14 protein-coding genes and 1 riboswitch are annotated in these 22,689 nt (G+C 72.6%); of the genes, 2 read left to right on the top strand and 12 right to left on the bottom strand.

Annotated elements, in window-relative coordinates; translation table 11 throughout:
* Positions 1-38 precede the first annotated feature (38 nt).
* Together fahA and OG570_RS25920 are read right to left on the bottom strand one after the other, a co-directional pair.
* The gene (gene fahA, locus OG570_RS25925) at positions 39-1,250 is read right to left on the bottom strand and encodes a fumarylacetoacetase (protein WP_326951877.1); all 1,212 of its coding nucleotides are present in this window, start codon (positions 1,248-1,250) and stop codon (positions 39-41) included.
* Complete coding sequence (locus OG570_RS25920; RefSeq protein ID WP_326951876.1) at positions 1,247-6,235, bottom strand: DUF885 domain-containing protein; 4,989 nt, start codon at positions 6,233-6,235, stop codon at positions 1,247-1,249. Before OG570_RS25920 ends, fahA begins: the two co-directional genes overlap by 4 nt.
* Positions 6,236-6,369: 134 nt before the next feature.
* Here OG570_RS25920 and OG570_RS25915 point away from each other — a divergent pair, with 134 nt between their 5' ends.
* Positions 6,370-7,386: an AsnC family protein gene (locus OG570_RS25915; RefSeq protein ID WP_326951875.1), complete on the top strand. Its 1,017-nt coding sequence runs from the start codon at positions 6,370-6,372 to the stop codon at positions 7,384-7,386.
* On the opposite strand, the gene OG570_RS25910 is transcribed toward OG570_RS25915, so the two are convergent.
* From OG570_RS25910 to ileS, 10 genes are all read right to left on the bottom strand, one after another.
* Positions 7,383-8,312 (bottom strand): RluA family pseudouridine synthase, encoded by a 930-nt coding sequence (locus OG570_RS25910; RefSeq protein WP_326951421.1) that lies wholly within the window; start codon positions 8,310-8,312, stop codon positions 7,383-7,385. The two genes, OG570_RS25915 and OG570_RS25910, sit on opposite strands and share 4 nt — an antisense overlap.
* Positions 8,309-8,926 (bottom strand): signal peptidase II, encoded by a 618-nt coding sequence (gene lspA, locus OG570_RS25905; protein ID WP_326960154.1) that lies wholly within the window; start codon positions 8,924-8,926, stop codon positions 8,309-8,311. The genes OG570_RS25910 and lspA overlap by 4 nt, the downstream gene beginning before the upstream one ends.
* Before the next feature lie 75 nt (positions 8,927-9,001).
* Entirely contained in the window at positions 9,002-9,259 is a 258-nt protein-coding gene (locus OG570_RS25900; RefSeq protein ID WP_326951874.1) for a hypothetical protein, read from the bottom strand.
* Positions 9,199-9,837 carry a hypothetical protein gene (locus tag OG570_RS25895; RefSeq protein ID WP_326951873.1) on the bottom strand — a complete coding sequence of 213 codons (639 nt, stop codon included), beginning with the start codon at positions 9,835-9,837 and terminating at the stop codon, positions 9,199-9,201. The genes OG570_RS25900 and OG570_RS25895 overlap by 61 nt, the downstream gene beginning before the upstream one ends.
* A gap of 16 nt (positions 9,838-9,853) precedes the next feature.
* A complete protein-coding gene (locus tag OG570_RS25890) occupies positions 9,854-11,197 on the bottom strand; it encodes an aminotransferase class V-fold PLP-dependent enzyme (protein ID WP_326951872.1) in 1,344 nt (447 codons plus the stop codon).
* A gap of 38 nt (positions 11,198-11,235) precedes the next feature.
* Positions 11,236-11,350: riboswitch (SAM riboswitch) on the bottom strand.
* Positions 11,351-11,443: 93 nt separating this feature from the next.
* A complete protein-coding gene (locus tag OG570_RS25885; protein WP_326951871.1) occupies positions 11,444-12,094 on the bottom strand; it encodes a M23 family metallopeptidase in 651 nt (216 codons plus the stop codon).
* Positions 12,095-12,905: 811 nt separating this feature from the next.
* Positions 12,906-14,384, bottom strand: coding sequence for a potassium/proton antiporter (locus OG570_RS25880; protein WP_247054527.1), 1,479 nt, complete (start codon positions 14,382-14,384; stop codon positions 12,906-12,908).
* 97 nt (positions 14,385-14,481) lie between these two features.
* Entirely contained in the window at positions 14,482-15,162 is a 681-nt protein-coding gene (locus OG570_RS25875; protein ID WP_326951427.1) for an ArsR/SmtB family transcription factor, read from the bottom strand.
* A 43-nt stretch (positions 15,163-15,205) separates the two neighbouring features.
* A complete protein-coding gene (locus OG570_RS25870) occupies positions 15,206-16,834 on the bottom strand; it encodes a penicillin-binding transpeptidase domain-containing protein (protein WP_326951428.1) in 1,629 nt (542 codons plus the stop codon).
* A 153-nt stretch (positions 16,835-16,987) separates the two neighbouring features.
* Complete coding sequence (ileS, locus tag OG570_RS25865) at positions 16,988-20,155, bottom strand: isoleucine--tRNA ligase (protein ID WP_326951870.1); 3,168 nt, start codon at positions 20,153-20,155, stop codon at positions 16,988-16,990.
* 373 nt (positions 20,156-20,528) lie between these two features.
* On the opposite strand from ileS, the gene OG570_RS25860 reads away from it, so the two are divergent.
* A complete protein-coding gene (locus OG570_RS25860) occupies positions 20,529-22,097 on the top strand; it encodes a hypothetical protein (protein WP_326951869.1) in 1,569 nt (522 codons plus the stop codon).
* The last annotated feature ends 592 nt before the right edge of the window (positions 22,098-22,689 follow it).

Below are 22,689 nucleotides of genomic sequence, written 5' to 3'. Positions count from 1 at the left end.
GAGTTCCGGGTTCGGACACGCGGGTGACGGGTCCGGGGTCAGGTGGGGACTACGGTGCCGCGGACTTCGCCGAAGCCGATGCGGGTGCCGTTCGGGCCGGGGGCCGTTGCGGTGATCGCGACTTCGTCGCCGTCCTCCAGGAAGGTGCGGGTGGTGCCGTCGGGCAGCTCGAACGGTTCGCGGCCGCCCCAGGACAGTTCCAGCAGCGAGCCCCGCTGGTGCGGCTCCGGGCCCGTCACCGTGCCCGACGCGTACAGGTCGCCCGTGCGCAGGCTCGCGCCGTTGACCGTCAGGTGCGCCAGCTGCTGCGCCGCGGTCCAGTACTGCGTGGCGAACGGCGGGCTCGACACCAGGTGGCCGTTGAGCCGGACCTCCATCGCCAGGTCCAGGCCCCACTTCTCGCTGGTGCGCAGGTACTCGAACGGCTCCGGGTCCTGCGGCGGGCCGCCGACGCGGGCGTGCTCCAGCGCGTCGAGCGGGACGATCCACGGCGACACCGACGTCGCGAACGACTTGGCCAGGAACGGGCCCAGCGGCTGGTACTCCCACGCCTGCAGGTCGCGGGCCGACCAGTCGTTGACCAGGCAGACGCCGAACACGTGCGCCGCGAAGTCCTCTGTGGACACCGGAGTGCCCAGGGTGGACGGGACGCCGACGACGAAGCCCACCTCCGCCTCGATGTCCAGCCGCTGCGACGGCCCGAACGCCGGCGCGTCCGCGTTGCGCGGCTTGCGCTGGCCGTTCGGGCGGACGACCGGGGTGCCCGACGCGACCACCGTGCCGGCCCGGCCGTGGTAGCCGATCGGCAGGTGCTTCCAGTTCGGCGGCAGCTCCACCGCGTCGGGCCGGAAGATCTTGCCCGCGTTGAGCGCGTGGTGCTCGCTGGAGTAGAAGTCGACGTAGTCCGCGACCTCGATCGCCAGGTGCGTGGTCACCTCGGTCAGCGGCACCAGGTGCGGCCGCAGCTGATCGGCGTACCGCGGCTCGGTCAGCCACTCCCGGACGCTCTCGCGCACCTCCCGCCACGTCGCCGGCCCGGCGGCCAGCAACGGGTTCAGCACCCCGGACGTCAGCAGCGGCGCGAACGACGCCGCCGTCTCCGCCGCCGCGGCGGTCAGGTCGAGCACCCGGTCGCCGACCGGCACGCCGATCCGGCGCTCGGGTGCCCCGCCCACGGAGAACACGCCGTAGGGCAGGTTGTCCAGGCCGAACGGCGTGTCGTCGGCGAGTTCGAGCCAGGTCACGGTCACTCCTCGTCCCGGGCGGCGCGCGCGGCCACCCAATCGGCGACGGCGGTGGCGAGCACCGGGAGCGGGAGCGTCCCGTTGCCGAGCACGACGTCGTGGAACTCGCGGATGTCGAACGCCTCGCCCAGCGCCTGCTCGGCCTCGGCCCGCAGCCGCTGGATCTCCAGCCGCCCGACCATGTACCCGAGCGCCTGGCCCGGGTTCGCGGCGTAGCGGTCGATCTCCGCCTCGATCTCGAGCTGAGCCATCGGCGTGTGCTCGACGAGGTAGTCGACGGCCTGCTGCCGGCTCCAGCCCAGCGCGTGCAGGCCGGTGTCGACGACCAGCCGGCCCGCCCGCATCGAGTCCTGCGTCAGCATGCCCAGCCGCGAGACGTCGTCGGAGTAGAGGCCCATCTCGTCCGCGAGCCGCTCGGCGTACAGGCCCCAGCCCTCGGCGTACGCGTTGACGTGCGCGATGATCCGCAGCAGCGGCAGCCCGGTGAGCTCCTGGGCGAGGCACAGCTGGAAGTGGTGCCCCGGCACGGCTTCGTGGAACGCGATCGCCTCGCTGGTGAACCGCGGGCGCTTCTCGGCCTCGTGGGTGTTGGCGTAGTAGACGCCCGGCCGGGTCCCGTCGAGCGAAGGCTCCAGGTAGTACGCGATCGTGCCGCTCGTCGCCTCCGCCTCGGGCACCGGCGCGACCCCGCACTGCTGCGCCGGGACCCGCGAGAACCATTGCGGCGCCACGGCTTCCGCGCGCGTGATGGCCGTGCGCGCGGATTCCAGCAGCTCCTCGCCGTCGCGCCAGCGCAGCGCGGGATCGGTCCGGATCCGGTCGAAGATCCCCGCTAGGTCCGTGGTGCCGAACAGCTTCCCGCCCAGCTCGCGGTACTCCCCCGTGAGCCGCTCGATCAGCGCCAGGCCGGTGTCGTGCAGGTCCTGCGCCGTGCGCTCGGTCGTCGTCTCCGCGCGGATCAGCGCCGCGTAGCGCTCGGCCCCGCCGGGCAGCTGCCCGATGCCCGCGGACGTCTCGGGCCGGGCCGCGGGCGTGACCTCGTCGGCCAGGAACGCGCGGTAGCGCTCGTAGGCCGGGCGGACGACCTCGGCGAGCAGCCGGTCGCGCTCGGCCTCGAAGCCGTCGAGCGCGTACGGCGGGGTCACCTTCAGCGGGTCCTTCTCCGGGGCGCCGAGATACCGCTCGACGTAGCCGATCCCGATGCGCACCAGGAACTCCGGCGGCACGAAGCCCTCGGCGACGGCGGCGCGCTGGCGCGTGATCAGCGCGTCGAGGTAGTCCCCGATGCCGGCGAGCCGGCTGAGGTAGCCGCGCACCTTCGGCTCGTTGTCCAGCACCGTCTGCGGCAGGTAGAGCAGCAGTTCCAGGGCGGGCGCGGCGAGCCCGTCGCTGACCGCGACGTCGGACCGGCGGGAGTCGATCACGTCGATCTCGGTCTTCGCCTGCGAGACCACTACTTCCCGGGTGATCCGCGTGGCGGCCGGCAGCCCCGTGACGTCGAGTGCCTCGGCCCGCGCGGCGATGTCCGCGTACCGGGCCCGGAAGCGGGCCTCGGCCTCGGCGCTCTGGTCGGCCAGCTTGTCGTGGTCGCCGGGCAGGCCGAACACCGACGGGAAGACCGGCTGCCGTTCGAAGTTCACCGCGACCAGCTCGTCGGCGAGGCTGTCCGGGGTGTCCCCGGCGCTGCCCGCCACCCAGTCCGCGACGACCTTGGCGAGGGCCGTCAGCGGCAGCATCCCGTGGCCCAGCACGACTTCGTGGAACCCGCGGATGTCGAACCGCTCGCCCAGCGCCTGCTCGGCCTCCGCGCGCAGCCGCTGGATCTCCAGCCGTCCGACCATGTAGCCGAGCGCCTGCCCCGGCCACGCCGTGTAGCGGTCGACCTCGGCTTCGATCTCGAGCTGGGCCATCGGCGTGTGCTCGACGAGGAAGTCGATCGCCCGCTGCCGGCTCCAGCCCAGCGCGTGCAGGCCGGTGTCGACGACCAGCCGGCCCGCGCGCATCGAGTCCTGGGTCAGCATGCCGAAGCGCGAGACGTCGTCGGAGTACAGCCCCATCTCGTCCGCGAGCCGCTCGGTGTAGAGCCCCCAGCCCTCGGCGTAGGCGTTGAACATGCCGATCCGCCGCAGCAGCGGCAGCTCCCGCAGTTCCTGCGCCAGGCTGAGCTGGAAGTGGTGCCCCGGCACGGCTTCGTGGAACGCGATCGCCTCGCTGGTGAACCGCGGGCGCTTGTCCGCCTCGTACGTGTTCGCGTAGTACGTGCCCGGGCGGGACCCGTCGAGCGACGGCTGCAGGTAGTAGGCGATCGTGCCGCTCGCCGCGTCCGCCTCGGGGACCGGCGCGACCTCGCACTTCTCCGCCGGGACGCGCGAGAACCACTGCGGGGCCACGGCTTCCGCGCGGGCGATGGCGTCGCGGGCGCCGGCGAGCAGCTCGTCGCCGTCGCGCCAGCGCAGGGCCGGGTCGGTGCGCAGCCGCTCGAAGATCCCGGCGAGGTCGGTGGTGCCGAACACCTTCCCGCCGAGTTCGCGGTACTCCCCGGCGAGCTGCTCGATCAGCGCGAGGCCGGTGTCGTGCAGGTCCTGCGCGGTGCGCTCGGTCGTCGTCTCCGCGCGGATCATCGCGGCGTACCGCTCGGCGCCGCCCGGGACGTGGCCGATGCCCGGCGCCGTCTCGGGCCGCCCGGCCGGTTCGACCTCGGTGCGCAGGAAGTCGCGGTAGCGCGCGTACGCCGGGTGGACGACCTCGGCGAGCAACCGGTCGCGCTCGGCCGCGAAGCCGTCGACCGCCGCGGCCGTGTCCGCCTTCAACGGGTCGCCGTCCGGCGAACCGAGGTAGCGGTCGATGTACTCGACGCCGACCCGGGCGAGGTGGGCCGGCGGTACCATGCCGTCGGCGAGGCTTTCGCGCTGCCGCTCGGTCAGCTCCGCGAGGAACGGCTCGATCGCGGCGAGCCGGGCGAGGTAACCGCGCGCCTTCTTCTCGTCGTCCAGCTTGTAGAAGGGCAGCTGCATGAGCAGGCCGAGCGCGGGCGAGGTGAAGCCGGTGCTGACCGCGATGTCGGTCATCCGCGAGGCGAGCCGATCGGCCTCGACCTCGGCGGAGGCGACGATGACCTCGCGCGTCACGGCCTCTTCCGGCGTCAGCTCCCCGGCCGGCAGGGCCCGGGCCCGCGCGGCGAGCGCGGTGTAGGCCGCGCGGAAGCGCTCCTGGCCTGCCCGGGTCTGGTCGGCGAGCCGGTCGTGGTCACCGGGCAGGCCGAGCACCGACGGGGCCAGCGGGTCGTGCTCGAACATCAGCGCGACGAACTCGTCCGCCAGGGCGCCGACGGTGTCGCCGTGCCCGGCCACCCACTCGTCGACGACCGACGCGAGCACCGACAGCGGCAGCGCGCCGCCGGCCAGCACGACGTCGTGGAACGCGCGGATGTCGAACCGGGTGCCCAGCCGCCGCTCGGCGGCCGCGCGGATGCCCTGGATCTCCAGCCGCCCCACCATGTACGCCAGGGCCTGGCCCGGCCACGCGATGTAGCGGTCGACCTCGGCCTCGATCTCGACGCGCGCCATCGGCGTGTGCTCGACCAGGTAGCCGACGGCCTGCTGCCGGCTCCAGCCCAGCGCGTGCAGGCCGGTGTCGACGACCAGCCGGCCCGCGCGCATCGAGTCGCCGGCGAGCATGCCGAGCCGGGCGACGTCGTCGGAGTAGAGGCCCATCTCGTCGGCGAGCCGCTCGGCGTACAGACCCCAGCCCTCGGTGTAGGCCGTGAAGTCGCCGATGCGGCGCAGCAGCGGCAGGTCGGTCAGGCCGAGCGCGGTGCTGAGCTGGAAGTGGTGGCCGGGCACGGCTTCGTGGAACGCCGTCGTCTCCGCCGTGTGCCGGAGCCGCTCGGTGGCCTCGTAGGTGTTCGCGAAGTAGATGCCCGGCCGGGAGCCGTCGGTCGCCGGGTGGATGTAGTACGCCATGGGCGCGCCGGGCGCGGCGTCCTCCGGGACCGCCTCGACCGTCCAAGGCTGCGGCGGGATCCGGCCGAACCACTTCGGTGCCTCGGCATCGGCCCGGGTGATGGCCGCGCGGGCCGTCTCCAGCAGCTCTTCGCCGCTGGTCCAGCGCAACGCGGGGTCGGTGCGCAGGCGCTCGAAGATCTCGGCGAGGTCGCCGGTGCCGAACACCTTGGCGCCCAGCTCGCGGTACTCGACGGCGAGCGCGGCGATGATGTCCAGGCCGGTCTGGTGCAGCTCGGCCGGGGCACGGTCGGTGGTGGTGTGGAGCCGGGCTTGGCGCGCGTAGATCTCCTCGCCGCGCGGCAGCCACGACACGCCGGGCCGGTCGTCCGGGCGGCCGTGCGGCGCCACCTCGGTGACCAGGAACTCGCGGTACCCGGCGAAGGCCGGGCGGACGACGTCGGCGAGCAGCTCGTCACGCCGGCGCGCGAACTCGTCGTCCGGCGCGGGCTGGCGGCGCAGCGGGTCGGCGGCCGGGTCGGCGAGGTAGCGGTCCACGTGCGCGACGGCGGACTCGACCAGGCGGGCCACCGGCGTCAGGCCGTCGGCGAGGCCTTCGGTGTGCCGCTGCGCGGCCTGACGCAGGAACTCCGGCACCGCGGCGAGCCGCCCCAGCTGGGCATCGGCCGCCGCCCCCGCGGTCACGGACGTCATCGGCAGCGCGGTGAGCAGCATCGCCGCCGGGCCGGTGAACATGTCAGTCACGGTGAATTCGGCCATCCGGGAGTCGATCGCCGCGATCCGGTCTTCCGCCGACGTGATCAGGACCTCACGGGTGACGCGGTCTTCGGCCGACAGCCCGGCCGGGTCCAGCGCGCGGGCACGCTCGGCGAACTCCGCGAGCTGGGTGCGGTGGGCCCGTTCGGCGGCGGCCGTGACGTCCGGCAGCCCGGGCTCCGCCGGGCGCGTGCCCAGCAGCGCGGGCATCAGCGGATCGGCGGCGTACAGGGCTTCGACGAACTCGTCGGCGAGTTCGGTGACCGCGGTCATGGGCAGGACCCCCAGCGTCGATGGTGTGCTCGTTCGCGACCCTAACGGAGATCACCGACAGGAACGCGCGCTCGCCGCCCGGGGGCGGACGGCCTTCGACGCGACCGGACGGGCGAGGCGGTAGCGTGCACCGAGTGGCTGTGACCGATCCCGTGGATACCCGCCTGCTCGCCGCGCTCGCCGAGCTGGGCAAGGCGGCCGTGCACGAGCTCGCGGCCAAGGTCGGCATGGATCCCCGCGAAGTCGCCTACCGGCTGGTCGCGCTGTCCGGCAGCGGGCTGCCCCTGCTCGTCGGCGTCGAAAGCGACCCGAACGGGCTGCGCGCGGCCATCGCGGGGTCGCCGCCGTCGTGGGCGAACCGGCCACCGGGCTCGCAGCAGTTCCCGGCCCAGGCCCCGCCGTCGCAGCCGGTGCCGATGCCACCGCCGAACGTCCAAGGGGTGCCCTCGGGGCCGTACAACGTCCAAGGCGCACCCTCTGGGCCGTACAACGTTCAAGGCGCGCCCTCAGGGCCGTACAACGTTCAAGGCGCGCCCTCAGGGCCGTACAACGTCCAGGGCACGCCGTCCGGGCGCTACCCCGGCCCGCCGCCCCGGCCGCCACAGCAGCAGTTCGCTCCTCCGCCGCCCCCGGCGCGGCCCGACCCCGTGGTGAGCACGTGGGGCGTGCCGCAGACGGCGTCGTGGGCCCGCGGCGACGAGCCCGCGCGCCCGGCCGGCGCGCCCGGCGGCAAGAAGGGCCGGCTCGGCGAGGTCATGGAGACCCAGGGCCTGGAGGGCGAGCAGCTGACGGTGCAGCTGCTCGAGGTCCAGGACCCGGCGGACTTCCTGTTCGGCGCGGCCGGCTACCGCCTGGAGGAGGGCGAGCGCTCGGTGGTCGTGCACACGGAGATCACCAACCGCGGCGCGATCCCGTTCGCGTCCCTGCCGGACAACTACCTCGAGCTGCTCACCGTCGACGGCAAGACGATCGGCAAGGCCCCGGTCTCGCTGACCTCGCGGCCGCCGCACAAGATCGGCGTCAAACCGGGCGAAACCCTCGGCGGCCACACGGTGTACGTCCTACCGGACACGACCCGGGTGGTTTCGGTCCGCTGGAGCCCCCGGCCGGAACCGGACGAGCGCACCGTGATCTGGTCGATCGAGGACTAGTAGCTCTCGTCCTGCAGGATCTTGAGGGCGTTCGCCAAGTCGTCCGGGTACTCCGACTCGAACTGGACCCAGCGGCCGTCCGACGGGTGGGCGAAGCCGAGCGTCTTGGCGTGCAGCCACTGGCGGTTCAGCCCCAGCTTGCGGGCCAGCACCGGGTCCGCGCCGTAGGTCAGGTCGCCGACGCACGGGTGCTTCAACGCCGAGAAGTGCACGCGGATCTGGTGCGTGCGCCCGGTTTCGAGCTTGATGTGCGCCAGGGACGCCGCGCGGAACGCCTCGACGACCTCGTAGTGCGTCACGCTCGGGCGGCCGCCCTGGACCACCGCGAACTTGTAGTCGTGGCGGGGGTGGCGGTCGATCGGGGCGTCGATGGTGCCGCGCGTCGGGTCCGGGTGGCCCTGGACGATCGCGTGGTAGCCCTTGTCGACCGTGCGTTCCTTGAACGCGCGCTTCAGCACGGTGTACGCGTGCTCGCTCTTGGCCACCACCATCACGCCGGTCGTGCCCGCGTCGAGCCGGTGCACGACGCCCTGGCGCTCGGCCGCGCCGGACGTCGCGATGCGCAGGCCCGCCGCGGCGAGGCCGCCGACCACCGTCGGGCCGGTCCAGCCCGGGCTCGGGTGCACGGCGACGCCGACCGGCTTCGAGATCACCACGATGTCGTCGTCGTCGTGCAGGATCTGCATGCCTTCGACCGGCGCGGCGACGATCTCCACCGGGTTCGCCGGCTCGGGCAGCGTGACCTCCAGCAGCCCGCCCGCGGCCAGCCGGTCCGACTTGCCCGCCGGGTGGCCGTCGAGCAGCACGTCGCCGGACTCGGCCAGCTCGGCGACGACCGTGCGGGACAGCCCGAGCATCTTGGCGAGGCCGGCGTCGACCCGCATCCCGTCGAGCCCGTCGGGCACCGGGAGCATCCGCGAGCTCACGCCTGGTCCTCCTGCTTGGTTTCCGCGGCCGGTTCGGCCTGCTTCTTGTCTTTGGCCTTGTCTTTGGTCGACGTGCCGTCGTAGTCCTTGCCCAGCAGGGACAGCAGCACGATCAGCGCACCGCCGACGCAGATCGCCGAGTCGGCGATGTTGAAGATCGCGAAGCCCTTGCCGTTCGGGGCGAACGCCGAGATGAAGTCGACGACGTGGCCCTGCAGCCCGCCGGGTGCGCGGAAGATCCGGTCGGTGAGGTTGCCCAGCGCGCCGGCCAGCACCAGGCCGAGGCCGATCGCCCAGCCGATCGAGCGCAGCCGCCGCGAGATCCAGATGATCGCGATGACGACGGCGAGCGCGACCAGCGCCAGCACCCACGTCATGCCGGTGGCCATCGAGAACGCGGCACCCGGGTTGCGGATCACCTGCAGGTAGATCAGGCCGCCGAGGATCCGGACCGGCTCCTTGCCCTCCAGGTTGGCGGTGACCAGGTTCTTCGTGATCAGGTCGATCGCCCAGAGCACCACCGCGACGGCGAACACCCAGCCCACCCGGCGCTTCGGCAGCGTCGCCGCCGTCGCCGCCGGGGTTTCCGGCGTCTCCTGGACGGGCTCGGGCACCGCCTCGGCGGCGGCGTCGGTGTCGGGTTCTCCAGCGCTGGACTCGGTGCTCACCGGTCCATTGTCCACGCCTGGTCAGGGTGCCCCGGCGGCAGTGTCGCGGGGACGCCGCGGGAGGACCGCGAACGCGGCGGCGAACAGCACGCCCGCCGCGCTCGGCGCCCCGGTCACCGGCGTCGAGAACACCAGGCTGACCAGCGCGAACACCAAGGCCACGGCCACCAGGAACCAGCTGCGCTCGTACGCCGCCGGCACCGGCGCGACGACCGCCATCACGAGCTGGGCGAACCCCGGCGCGGCCAGCGGGAACCAGACACGCCGTCCCTCCCCCATCGGGGCAGGGTAGCGGCGAACGCCCCGGCCACGAGCACGGTCGCGGAGATCAGCGCGCCCGGCAGGTCCGCGATCACCACCGCCACCGCACCGGCGGCCACGGCCACCGCGAGCACCAGCGGACTGCGTTCGTACCAGGCGACCAGCGCGAGCCCGAGCGTCGCCAGGAGGGGGCCGCGGGTGGCCGCGTCGAGACCGAACCGGCTGAACAGCAGCAGGTCCAGCACCGGGACGGCGAGCACGACGCCGACGATCGACATCACCACCGTCCTCGCGCGCAGCCCGCCCGCCACGGCGTACGAGATCACGACGGCGAGGAACGCCGCGATGAGCGCGTACTGCCACGCCGGACCGGCGCCGCCGGTGTAGGCCACGACGGTGTCATCGAGGCTGAGGAACCGGGCCTTGGTGCCGTAACCGTCGATCGTCAAGCCGAACAGGCCCACGTAGCCGGCGGTCGCCGGTGGCAACCGCGCCGTCAGTTCCGCGGTGACGGCCGACCGGTGGAACAGTTCGGCCGTCACCAGGACCAGTTCCGCGAAACCCAGCAACGCCAACGGAATCCACTGCCGCCCCATCCGCCCAGGTTAACGCTCAGCAGAACGGCGGCAGCTCCCGCGGGTCGCCGACCGGGGCCCAGCGGCCGCCCGCCTTCGTGTACCCCCAGCGCGCGCCGCGGGCGACGATCTGGCGCAGGGCCAGCAGCACGCGATCCACGTGCTCCTCGGTGCTGCCCAGGCCGAGGCTGACGCGCACCGCCTGCTGCCCTTCGCCGCCGGTGACGCCGATCAGACGCTTGGCCGCGATGTGGGCGCAGAAGGCGCCGTCGCGGACGCCGATGCCGTACTCCGCCGAGAGAACCGCCGCGAGCCAGCCGGGATCGAAGCCGGCGACGACGAAACTGACCGTGCCGACGCGGTCGACCGGCGCGTCGAACAGCCGCAGCTCGGAGCAGCCCGGGATGCCCTCGAGGCCCCTGCGCAGCCGGACGAGCAGGGCCTGCTCGTGCGCTTCGACGGCGGCCCAGTTCCGGCTCAGGGTTTCGCAGGCGACGCCGAGCGCGTACACGCCGACGGTGTTGGGTGAACCGGCTTCGTGCCGCTCCGGGCCGGTGTTCCAGACGACGGCGTCCTCGGTGACGAGCTTGGTCGCGCCGCCGCCGGCGAGGTAGGGCCGGGCGGCGCGCAGCCAGTCGGCGCGGCCGATCAGCGCGCCCGCGCCGAAGGGCGCGTACAGCTTGTGGCCGGAGAGGGCGACGTAGTCGACGTCCAGGTCCTGCATGGCGATCCTGCGGTGCGGCGCGAGCTGGGCGGCGTCGAGGGCGATGCGGGCGCCGTGCCGGCGGGCCACCGCGGCGATCTCCGCCACCGGAAGCAGCTCACCGGTCACATTGGACGCTCCGGTGAGGACCACCAAACGCGGCCCCTGCGGGGATTCCGCGAGGGCTTCGTCCACAGCGGACACCGCCGCGAGCCGGGTGCGCGGGGTCGGCAGGCGCCGGACGTTCGGCCCCTGCCACGGCAGCAGCGCGGCGTGGTGCTCGGTGTCGAACACGATCACCGCGGTGCGCGGCGGGAGGCTGCGGGCGAGCAGGTTGAAGGAGTCGGTGGTGTTGCGGGTGAACACGACCGTGTCGGTCCGGCGCGCGCCGACGAAGCTGCGCAGCGTGGCGCGGGTGCGCTCGTAGAGCTTGGTGGAGACCTGCGAGGCGAAGCCCGCGCCGCGGTGGACGCTGGCGTACCAGGGCAGGAACTCGTCGACGGCCACGCGGACGGCGTCGAGACAGGGCGCGCTGGCCGCGTGGTCGAGATTGGCGTAGCCGATGTCTCCGCCGGTGACGAGCGGAACTCGCAGCGAGGCACCAGCGACCGTGGGAATACCTTGGGACGCAAGGGTTTCCTGGGTCTGTGTGCTGGTGCGGTCGATGGCGAGAGTCATCGTTAGCCTCCTCGGCGTTCCGGGGGGCCCCGGCGAGGGGCCCGCGCTTGCCGGTCGCACGGCGCGACCGGCCCGGTCCTCACCCGGGGCACCCCACCGCGGTAGGAGGGTTGCCGGCCAGCAAGCCGGGGCTTGACGCTGGCACTCATGACCTGATTCAAAAGGTAACCGAGAATCGGCGTGACGACCAGCCCCCACAGCACATTCTGAGACACCGACCACAAGTCGAGCAGGAATGGAGAAGCGTCAGATCTTCGCGCGGAAACGGCCCGGGAGCTGCGTCACGGCATGGTCCGAGAGGTGCGTCGCGGTGCCGGCGTACTGGTCCGCGCCCGCCGTGAACAGCCAGCCGCCCAACGTCTTCCCGTCGATCGGCTCGCCGTGCGCCGCCGCGACGGTGGTCGAGACCTGGCTGTAGGCGAGACCGTCCCAGTCGGCCGCGTCCGGCAGTGTCCACAGTGTGAAGTGCACGTGGGCCCCGGTGCTGCTGCCACCACACGGCAGGGCGTTGCCGGTCGAGCCGAGCACGTCGCCGGCCTCGACCTGCTCACCGTCGGTGACCTTGATGCCTTCCATGTGGTAGTACCCGGTCCGCCAGCCGCCGGCGTGGTCGATGGTCACCCAGTCGCCGCCCGCGCAGTGCTGCAGGTGCACGGTCCCGGCCAGCGGCGCCCGCACGGTCTTGTCGGCCGGGCTGAGGTCGAGGGCGTTCTCGACGCCGGTGCTGCCATCGTCGGAGTGGATGCCGGCGGAGTACACCTGCTGGCCGGCCTTGAACGGCAGCGCCAGCACCGGAAAGGGCCCCACCTCAGCGGCCGCGCCGGGAGCGGCGGCGAGCCCCACACCCAGGACGATCGCCGCGACCAGCCCGGCCCCACGCACGTATCGCTTCGTCACCCGGCGTACTCCTTCGACTCTACGTTCACCCATTCGAGGTAATGAATGGAGCGCAGAGTAAGCCAAAAGAGGGAACGCAGGGAAGATCAGGTGAGGTTTTTGTGAGGATCACTCACCCTCACGGGAAAAGATCACCAGGTCGACGCGAAGAGCGGACAGGCACCGGACAACGGGCCGCCCCGAACGCAGCCCCCCACCACTCCCTGGGGGGCGTCCCCTGTCCAGTCTACCGCCGCTGACCTGCAAAAACGTGAGTGCCGGAAATCTGTGGACAACTGGAGTGGATGTGGACAACTCGCGGCCGGCCGGGCTCGCGACCGCCGAGCGCAGCAGACGGCACGGTGGCCAAGCGGGCAACCCGCGATCGACGCCGCCCACCTCAAGCAAACCGACGCGGGCGGCCCGGCGGCGAGGCCGAACCGAGCGGACACGGTTCCGCCCAACCCGCGAACGAGCCAGCGGCTCGACTCGCAGCGCCGGCGACCCCAGCGGACCGCACAGTGGCCAAGCAGGCAACTTGCGCTCGGCCCCGCTCACCTCAAAGCCGACGCAGGCGGCATGGCAACCAAGCGGGCCACCCGCCGATCGACCCCACTCGCCTCAAGCAAGCCCAGCGGACGGCACGGCGGCCGAGCAGGCAACCGGCCCCACTTATCTCAAGCAAGCCGACGCGGAAGACACACCGGCGAGACCGAGCATCCGATCAGCCACGACCCCCGCGACCCAGCGGCCCGACTCGATCACCAGCCGCCCCAGCGGACGACACCGCCGCGAGACCGAGCGGGCACCAGCCGGCAAACCGCGAACCGCGTCAGATGCCCGACTCGCCGCGCCAGCGGGCCAGGCGGCCGGCGCGGTCCACCGCGCGCAGCCGGCGCTCGGCGTCGTCGCGGGCCGTGGCTGTCGTGACCACCAGGAGCTGGTCGTGCTCCTGCAGGCGGCTCGTCTTCTGCGGTGTGAAGCCCGAGCCCGCGCGCACGACCAGGCTCACCGTCGCGCCCACCGGCAAGCGCAGCTCCGAGAGGTAGACGCCGTGCAGCTTCGAGCCCGGCTGGATGCGGACCTGCAGCAGCTCGGCGCCCAGCTCGTCCAGTGGTGCGGAGTCGACGTCGATCTCGTACGCCTCGGACTTCTTCGACAGCCCCAGCCAGCGCGCGAGCGGGCCGAGGGTCGCGCCCTGGAGCAGCGTCAGGACGATGACCAGCACGAACACCGCGTCGACCAGGCGCTGGGCGCCCGGCAGGCCCTCTGACAGGGGGATCATCGCCAGCACGATCGGCACCGCGCCGCGCAGGCCGGCCCACGACAGGAACGCCTGTTCCCGCCACGGCAGCCGGAACGGCAGCATCGAGAGCACCACCGAGATCGGCCGGGCCAGCAGCAGCACGACGGCGCCCGCGACCAGGCCCGGCACCAGCGTCTCGAGCAGCCGGCTCGGCGACGCGAACAGCCCGAGCAGCACGAACAGCCCGATCTGCGCCAGCCAGCCCAGGCCTTCGGCGAACGACAGCGTGTCGGAGCGGTGCGGCAGCCGCGAGTTGCCCAGGACCAGCGCCGCGACGTACGTGGCGAGCAGGCCCGACGCGTGCAGCAGCTGCCCGGACGAGTACGCCACGACGCACACCGCGACAGTGGCCAGCGGGTACAGGCCGGTCGCCGGGAGCGCGGCGCGCCGCAGCGCGATGCCGCCGAGCCAGCCGAACGCCAGCCCGATCGCCAGGCCCGCCGCCAGCTCGTAGACCGCCAGGAACGGCAGCGTCCAGTCCACAGTGGTGCCCTCGGCCAGCACCACGACGGCGATGTAGGCCGGCGCGTCGTTGATGCCGGACTCCAGCTCCAGCGCGCCCACCAGGCGCTTGCCGATCCCGGCCGTGCGCAGCACCGAGAAGACCGCCGCGGCGTCGGTCGACGAGAGCACCGCGCCCCACAGCAGCGCGAGCCGCCAGTCGAGGCCCAGCAGCCAGTGCAGGGCCGCGCCGGTCACCGCGATGCTGACCACGACGGCCACTGTGGACAGTACGATTCCGATGCCCAGCGAGGGTTTCACCGCCGACCACCGGGTCGTCAGCCCGCCTTCGGCGAGGATCATGACGAGCGCGGCGAGGCCGAGCGACTGGGTCAGGCCGGGGTTGTCGAAGCGGATGCCGAAACCGGCTTCCCCCAGCACGACGCCGATGCCGAGGTACAGCAGCAGCGAGGGCAGGCCGAGCCGGATCGAGACGCGCACGGCGAGCACGGAGGCGAGCAGGACGACACCGCCGACGCCGAGCAGCACGGGAAGCTGGTCCATGCCGCCTCCCTCCCGAGTGCTGTGGGGCCCTCAGAATAGTGAAGCGGCCGGGTTAACTCCTTCGTGTACCACTGGGACGAGTCGGACAACCGGTGTGTTAAGGCCGGAGCAACGCCAGATCGACGCCGAGCGCGGCGAACGGCTTCTCCGCCGCGGGCAGCACCTTGACCGCGCGGTGGCCTTCGGCGGCGACCCAGCCGGCGTCGACGGCCTTGCCGAGCAACGCCGCGGGCAGCGACCCGGCGAGGTGATCGCGGCGCTCCGTCCAATCCAGACAGTCGCGCAGCAGGGCGCGCCGCCCGTCCGGCACCGGCACGCCCAGCTCGTCGAGCACCTCCTGGCCCCGGCCGGTCAGCGTCAGCCCGGCGTCGGTGCTGACCAGCCCGGCCGCGAGCATGCCGTCACGCAGCGCGACGCCGACCTGGCCGGCCAGGTGGTCGTAACAGGTGCGCGCGAACCCGAGCCGGCGTACCCGCACCGACGACTTGAGCCCGGTCACCGGCCGGTGCTCGGCGTGCTGGGCCAGGTGCTCGATCAGCTCGGCGACACGCGGGTCGGCGATCCGGACGTAACTGGCCCGCCCCTGCTTCACGCGGGCGACGAACCCGGCGTCGACCAGCCGGGTGACGTGCTCACTCGCCGTCGACAGCGCGATCCCGGCCGCCTTGGCCAGCTCGCCGACCGTCCACGCCCGCCCGTCCAGCAGGACGAGGCACATGGTGGCGCGGCTCGGGTCGGCGAGCACCGCGGCCACCTCCGCCAACGCGATCGTCTCCATGTCCCCACGGTACGACCCGCCGGCTTCGGTGGCCGCCGAAGCGTCAGACGCCCTTGAGGAACTTCGCGGCCAGCTGCACGGCCGGTCCCGAGTCGTTCGAGTTCTCCAGGACGACGGCGAAGGCGACGTTCCCGCGGTAGCCGACGAACCAGCCGGTGGCCTGCTGCCCGTCGCCGAACTGGGCGGTGCCGGTCTTGCCGAACACGCTCCCGGCGCCCGCCGCCGCCTTGCCGGTACCGCTGGTGACGACCGCGCGCATCATCTTCCGGACCTCGCCCAGCACGGCCGCGGGCGGCGGCGAGTAGCCCTTGACGACGACGGTGTCGAGGTCGTGCCACAGCTTCGGGGTGATCGACTTGCCGCCGGCGACCGTCGCGGCCATCATCGCGCCGCCGAGCGCGCTGGCCTGGATCCGGCCCTGGCCGAACCCGTCCTCGACCTGCTCGTCCTTGCTCGCCGCGGGCTCGACCTTGCCGAGCTCGGTCTTGAGGCCCGGGATCTCGTAGTCGGCGTTGAGGCCCAGCTCGTTCGCCGCCTTCACGAGCCCGTCCGCGGGCAGGTTCAGCGAGAGCTGACCGAACGTGGTGTTGCAGGAGCGCGCGAACGCCGTCTGCAGGTTCGTCGCGCCCAGCTCGAAGCCCTCGTTCTTGACCGTGCGCGTGCCGATCGTTGCGACGCCGGGGCAGTCGACCGGCGAAGCCGCGTTGAGGCCGCTCTGCTGGATCGCCGCGACCGAAGTGGCGATCTTGAACGACGATCCGGGCTCGTACAGCCCGTTCAGGGCCTTCGGCGAGAGGCCGGCGGCCGCGTTCTGCGCGACGGCGAGGATGTCGCCCGAGCCGGTGTCGAGCGCAACGAGCATCGCGGACCCGGAGTAGCCGTCGACCGCGGCTTGCGCGGACTGCTGCGCGCCCACGCTCAGGCTCGACGTCAGCGGCTTCGCGCCCTCGTCCGACGCCTTCCCGAAGAGCGTCTCCAGGTTCTTGCCGCTGGTGTCGGTGCGGACGACCGCGAACCCGGTGCCCGCCGCGGCCGTGGCCTGGCCGAGCAACGCGGACCGCAGCAGCGGCGCCGGGTTGCCGTCGGCCGGGCGCAGGCCGCCGGCCCCGCTGATGATCAGCGGCTTGCCGTCGCGGTCGGCGACGGCGGTGCTGTCCTGGACGGCCGTGCTGATCGCCAGCCGCTGGCCCGCTTCGAGCTTCGGGTGCAGCAGCGTCGGCGCCCAGTGCACGAGCCACTTGCCGCCGGCCTGGGCCAGTGTGAACGGCACGTCGTAGGACCAGACCTGACGATCCTTCAGCGTCCAGGCCAGGTGGTAGGTCCCGCTCGTCTGCTTCGCCCCGGCCGGGGTCGGCTGCAGCACGGTCAGCTTCGCGGACAGCGCCGACGGCTGGAGCGTGTTGCGCGCGTCCCGCAGCGCCACCGCCGCCGCCGTGTTGTCGTCGGTCAGCCGGGCCGCGGCGTCCGGGTTGTTCTCGGCGAAATCCTGCAGGTACTCGGTGATCGCCGAGTTCGGGTCGAGCGCGCCGGGGCTTGCGACGGCCGTCTCACCCGGGCCGGCGGCCGCTTCGGGCGCACTCCCGCTGTTCAAGAGGAAGAACGCCGCCACCACGACCGCGACCACCGCCAGCGCGCCGCCGATGAGAATGCCGCGTTTTCTGCCAGGACTCATTTCTCGCGTACCCCTCCCCAGTGCGCGCCTCCCGCGCGCACAAGGGCCCAGCTTGCCGATTCCCGGCCCTTTCGGGTGAGAAAGCGACCGATTCGTGACCGGCCTCGTGAGTGGTAATGAGGGTTCTAACCCTCATTACCACTCACGACGGGTTCAAGCCTTGGCGACCGAGACAGTCACCTTCGTACCGTCACCGACCGTCCCGGCGAAGCCGCCATCCACCGCCGCGTAGGTCACCGACGTCGCCAGCGTCTCCGAGGCCAGGAACTTCTCGTGCCGCGTCGCCGCTTCGACGACGTCGTCGGGCGCGTCGATGGTCAGCGCGATCCGGTCGGCGACGTCGAGGCCGGCGTCGCGGCGGGCCTGCTGCACGACCCGGATCAGGTCGCGGACCAGGCCTTCGGCCGCCAGGTCCGGCGTCACCTCGGTGTCGATCAGCACCAGCCCCGAGCCGCCGGGCAGCTCGGCCGCCGCGCCGCCGCCCTTGGCGACCAGCCGGCGATCGAACTCGCCTTCCTGCAGCTCGATCCCGGCCGCGACGACCTTGCCGCCCTGCAGCGACCAGTCCCCCGCCTTGACCGCCTTGATCACGGTCTGGACGTCCTTGCCCAGCCGCGGCCCGGCGGCGCGCGCGTTCACCGCGACCTCGAACCCGCCGTGCGCGGCGACGTCGGCGGTCAGCTCGACCGCCTTGACGTTCACCTCGTCGCGCAGGATGTCGGCGAAGGCGCCCAGCGACTCGGCGTCGTCGGCCGCCACGACCAGCGACGACAGCGGCAGCCGCACGCGCAGCTTGTTGCTCTTGCGCAGCGACAGCGCCGACGACGCCACCTGCCGGACCCGGTCCATCGCCGTCACCAGCGCCGCGTCCGCGGGCAGGTCGAGCGCGTTCGGCCAGTCGGTCAGGTGCACCGAGCGGCCGCCGGTGAGCCCGCGCCAGACCACCTCGGTGGTCAGCGGCAGCAGCGGCGCCGCGACCCGCGACGTCACCTCCAGGACCGTGTGCAGCGTGTCGATCGCGTCCTGATCGCCCGCCCAGAAGCGGTCGCGGGAGCGCCGGACGTACCAGTTGGTCAGGGTCTCCAGGAAGTCCCGGACCGTCTGGCACGCGCCCGCGACGTCGTAGTGGTCCATCGCGGACTCGACGTCGGTGACCAGCTCGTGCGTCTTCGCCAGCACGTACCGGTCGAGGACGTGCGGGGAATCGGTGCGCCACTTGCCTTCCACGCCCTCGGCGTTCGCGTACAGCGCGAGGAAGTAGTACGAGTTCCACAGCGGCAGCACGGCCTGGCGGACGGCGTCGCGGATGCCCTTGTCGGTGACGACCAGGTTGCCGCCGCGCAGGATCGGGCTCGCCATCAGGTACCAGCGCATGGCGTCGGAGCCGTCGCGCTCGAAGACCTCGTTGACGTCCGGGTAGTTGCGCAACGACTTGGACATCTTCGCGCCGTCGGAGCCCAGCACGATGCCGTGCGAGACGCAGGTGCGGAACGCCGGCCGGTCGAACAACGCCGTGGCCAGCACGTGCAGCAGGTAGAACCAGCCGCGGGTCTGGCCGATGTACTCGACGATGAAGTCGCTCGGGTAGTGGTGCTCGAACCACTCGGCGTTCTCGAACGGGTAGTGCACCTGGGCGTAGGGCATCGAGCCCGAGTCGAACCAGACGTCCAGGACGTCCGGGACGCGGCGCATGGTGGACGCGCCCGTCGGGTCGTCCGGGTTCGGCCGGGTCAGCTCGTCGATGTAGGGCCGGTGCAGGTTGTCCAGCCGCACGCCGAAGTCGGCCTCCAGCTCGTCGAGCGAGCCGTAGACGTCGGTGCGCGGGTACTCCGGGTCGTCCGACTGCCACACCGGGATCGGCGTGCCCCAGTAGCGGTTGCGCGAGACCGACCAGTCGCGCGCGTTCTCCAGCCACTTGCCGAACTGACCGTCCTTGACGTTCTCCGGGTACCAGGTGATCTGCTGGTTGAGCTCGACCATCCGGTCCTTGAACTGCGTCACCGCGACGAACCACGACGACACCGCGCGGTAGATCAGCGGGTTCCGGCAGCGCCAGCAGTGCGGGTAGGAGTGGTCGTAGGTCTCGTGGCGCAGCAGCACGGAACCCTGCTGCCCGGCCGAACCCGTGCCGTTCTTGAGGTCGCGGACGATGTTCGGGTTGGCGTCGAACACCTGCTGCCCGGCGTAGTCGGGCACGGTGTCGTCGAACTTGCCGTGCGCGTCGACCGGCGTGACCGGCGGGATCCCGGCGGCGTCGGTGACGGCCTTGTCCTCTTCACCGTAGGCGGGCGCGATGTGCACGACGCCGGTGCCGTCGTCGGTGGTGACGTAGTCGGCCGCCAGCACGCAGTGCGCGTTCTCGGTGCCGGTGAAGTACGGGAACGGGGGTGCGTAACGGTTCCCGAGCAGCTGCGCGCCGGTGTAGCGCGCGACGACCGCCGGCTCCTCACCGAGCTCACGCGCGTACGCGGCGACGCGCGCTTCGGCGAGCAGGAACCGCTTGCCGGGGAAGTTCTCGCTCTCGACCACGACGTACTGCACCTCGGGGTGCACCGCGGTGGCGAGGTTCGACGGCAGCGTCCACGGCGTGGTCGTCCAGATCAGCAGGTAGGTGCCGTCCAGCTCGTTGTCGTTGCCTTCCATCCGGAACCCGACCGTGACGGCCGGGTCCTGGCGGTTGCGGTAGACGTCGGCGTCCATGCCCAGCTCGTGGTTGGACAGCGGCGTCGCGTCGCGCCAGCAGTAGGGCAGGACGCGGTAGCCCTCGTAGACGAGTCCCTTGTCCCACAGGCGTTTGAACGCCCACAGCACCGACTCCATGTAGGTGACGTCGAGCGTCTTGTAGTCGTTGTCGAAGTCGACCCAGCGCGCCTGGCGGGTGACGTAGTCGCGCCACTCGCCGGTGTAGCGCAGCACGGACTCGCGCGAAGCCTCGTTGAACTTCGCGATGCCCATCTCTTCGATCTCGGACGTCTCGGTGATGCCGAGCTGGCGCATCGCCTCGAGCTCGGCGGGCAGGCCGTGGGTGTCCCAGCCGAAGCGGCGCTCGACCTTGCGGCCCTTCATCGTCTGGTAGCGCGGCACCAGGTCCTTGACGTACCCGGTGAGCAGGTGGCCGTAGTGCGGCAGGCCGTTGGCGAACGGCGGGCCGTCGTAGAAGACGTACTCGTTGTCACCGTGCTCGCCGGCGGGGCGCGCGTCGATGCTCGCCTGGAAGGTCCGGTCGCTCTCCCAGTAGGCGAGGACGTGGGTCTCCAGCTCGGGGAAGGACGGCTGCGACGGCACTCCGGCGCTGTCGCCGAGCTTGGCCTGGGGGTACATCCGGGTGCTCCTCGGTTCGTCACTCTCGTACGGACGACCGGCTCCCGGTCACCCACACGGGGACGAGACGCCTTCCGGCGTTCCGCGGTACCACCCCGCTTGCCTGGCGATGAAGGCTGCCGGGCCGCTCGTTCCACGGCTGTCACGGGCCGCACCCGTCCGGTTCTACTGCGAGCGGTGAGGCTCGGTTCTTCCGGAAGCTCCCCGGTGATGGCCGGATCGACGCTGTGCTGATACCAGGTTAACCGCTCCGCGCAACCGGGTTGTCACGAGGGGCATCGCCGGAAATGGAGGCGCCTTCGCGGACGCGTCGCCGTTAGCATCGCCGGGCGCCGCTTTCGGCGTGCAGCGGGGGAAACACGGGGGACGTTTCATGGTTTTGTCCGGCGCGGAGCTGGTCGACCTCGCCGCGCGGGAGTCCTTGCTGGGCCGGGCCACCGACGCGATCTGGGCCCGGTTCGACGAGCTGTGTCCCGAGCCCACCGGCGAGCTGCTGGCGTTGCGGCTGATGGCGGCGGCGAACCGCGACGACCCCGCTGCCGCGTCGCGAGACCTGGAGCGGGCCGCCGCGACGGCCGAGGAGGCGGGCAACGCCGTGCTGGCCGAGTCGGCACGGGGCGCCCGGCTCCTGCTGCTCGCGCCGGCGGCCGCCGAGACCGCGCTCGAAGCCGCCGCCGACCGGGTGGCGGCGCTCGGCGACGCCGAAGGACACAGCTTCGCCTTGCTGCGGCTGGCCACCGCACACTTCGCGCGGCAGGACTTCCCGAGCGTCCGGGAGGTCCTCGACCGCGCCGAGACCCCCATCCGCGCGACCGGCAGACCCGAGCTGGCCGGGCTGTGGCTGGCCCGCCAGGCGGTCCTGTCCGCCAACCTGGGCGACCTTCCGCGGGCGATCGAGCTGGCCACGGAGGCCGCGGCGCGCTACACCGAAGCCGGGTCCCCGGAGCGCACGGCGCACGCCCAGCTGCTGACCGCGCGATTCCGCCGGAGCCAAGGCGACGTCAAGGGTGCGTTCACCGCCACCACCGGCATCGACGCCGGCACGGACCTGGGCATCCAGGCCCAGGTCAGCCGGCTCCGAGGGAGGCTGGCCCGGCGGCTGGACCGCCCGGAAGACGCGGTCGCGGCGTTCCACTCGGCGATCACGGACTTCACCGCGGCGGGCAAACCGGTCGACGCGGCCGCCACCCGCATCGACCTCGCACGGGTGTACCTGGACGTCGACCGCCCGGAGCACGCGGCTGCGGCCGTCACCGACGCGGAGCCGGTACTGGCGCGGGCCGGAGCCGAGCGGCACCAGGCGAACGGCCGGATGCTGCTGGGCCACGCGTATCGCGCTCTCGGCCGCCCGGAGCAGGCTTGGGCGTTGTTCGGTGCGGCGGCCGAGTACTTCGCCGTCGCCGCGCCGGCCGTCGCGGGCGAGGCGAGAGAGGCGCTGGCGGACGTCCTCGCCGAGCTGAACCGCAACGCCGAGGCAGCGGCCGAGTACACCCGAGCGGCGGGGCACTTCGAGCAAGCAGGCCTGAAGTCATCCGAACTCCGCACGCTGCGTCGAGCGCTGCTGTCCTGGCTCCAGAGCGGCGACACCGACCGGACGCTGACGGCGCTGGCCGCAGCAGACGCGGCCGAGCCGGACCCCGCAGACCCGGACGCGGCGCGGGAACGCGCGATGACCACGTTCGACGGCGCCCGAGCGTTGTCGGAGCTGGGCCACCCGGCGGCGGCGTACACCCGGGCAACCACGGCGGTGGCCGAGCTGCGCGCGATCGACGCGACCCCGATGGTCGTCGTGGCGGAGTTCCTGTGTGGACAGTTGCTATGCGAACTCGGAAAGTTCGCCGAGGCCAGGGAAAAGCTGACCGCGACGCTGGCACTGCTGCCGGAGCACGCGAGCCGCAAGCGAAGGGACGTCGAAGCGCTGCTGGCAGAACTGCCGGACTAGGACACAGCCTCCCGGGTTCGCACGCCGGCCAGTGTCACGAGGATTGCCGTCGGCCACAAGGCCGCCGCGATCACGCCCGCCGTGTGCAGGCCCGTCACGAAAGTCGCCGTTCGGGCTGTTTTGCCGCACCAGTAACAGGTTCAGCATCCCGAGCGCGCCCAGGGCCAACCCCGACAGCATCAGCGGGCGCGGACCGAAGCGGGCGGTCAGGCCGGCCCGGAACCCGCCGAGCTGCTGGAGGCACTCGCCCGGTTCTCCCCGGCCCAGCCGGTGACGTCGGCGCGGAGGCCCTGCGCACGGCGAGGACGTGCTACGACCACCTCGCGGGCCGGCTCGGGGTCGCCGTCACCTCGGCGCTGCCGGCCCGGGGCGCACTGGCCACCGTGGACGGTGAGCGGACCACGCGCCGTCGCGCGGGCGACCGGATTCGGCTCCCCTGCGGGAACACCCGTACACGCTGGGTTCCCGGGCCGCCGCCGTCGCGACGCGGTTCGTGGACGCGGGGTGGGTGACCCGCGGGCCCCGGACGCACCGCGCGCTGCGCTTGACGCCAGCGGGCGAGCGGGCGCTGCTCGAAACCTGCCTCGGCGTG

Source organism: Amycolatopsis sp. NBC_01286 (assembly GCF_035982555.1).
Taxonomy (GTDB): domain Bacteria; phylum Actinomycetota; class Actinomycetes; order Mycobacteriales; family Pseudonocardiaceae; genus Amycolatopsis.
The sequence above is the reverse complement of the archived record's forward strand: the minus strand, read 5'-3'. Positions and strand labels throughout refer to the sequence as shown.

What these genes read in the sequence shown, in the direction of transcription:
- OG570_RS25920 (WP_326951876.1), bottom strand. Translation starts at nt 6,235, where the DNA reads ATGACCGCGGTCACCGAACTCGCCGACGAGTTCGTCGAAGCCCTGTAC.
- OG570_RS25900 (WP_326951874.1), bottom strand. Translation starts at nt 9,259, where the DNA reads ATGGGGGAGGGACGGCGTGTCTGGTTCCCGCTGGCCGCGCCGGGGTTC.
- OG570_RS25895 (WP_326951873.1), bottom strand. Translation starts at nt 9,837, where the DNA reads ATGGGGCGGCAGTGGATTCCGTTGGCGTTGCTGGGTTTCGCGGAACTG.
- OG570_RS25890 (WP_326951872.1), bottom strand. Translation starts at nt 11,197, where the DNA reads ATGACTCTCGCCATCGACCGCACCAGCACACAGACCCAGGAAACCCTT.
- OG570_RS25880 (WP_247054527.1), bottom strand. Translation starts at nt 14,384, where the DNA reads ATGGACCAGCTTCCCGTGCTGCTCGGCGTCGGCGGTGTCGTCCTGCTC.
- OG570_RS25875 (WP_326951427.1), bottom strand. Translation starts at nt 15,162, where the DNA reads ATGGAGACGATCGCGTTGGCGGAGGTGGCCGCGGTGCTCGCCGACCCG.
- OG570_RS25870 (WP_326951428.1), bottom strand. Translation starts at nt 16,834, where the DNA reads ATGAGTCCTGGCAGAAAACGCGGCATTCTCATCGGCGGCGCGCTGGCG.
- ileS (WP_326951870.1), bottom strand. Translation starts at nt 20,155, where the DNA reads ATGTACCCCCAGGCCAAGCTCGGCGACAGCGCCGGAGTGCCGTCGCAG.
- OG570_RS25860 (WP_326951869.1), top strand. Translation starts at nt 20,529, where the DNA reads ATGGTTTTGTCCGGCGCGGAGCTGGTCGACCTCGCCGCGCGGGAGTCC.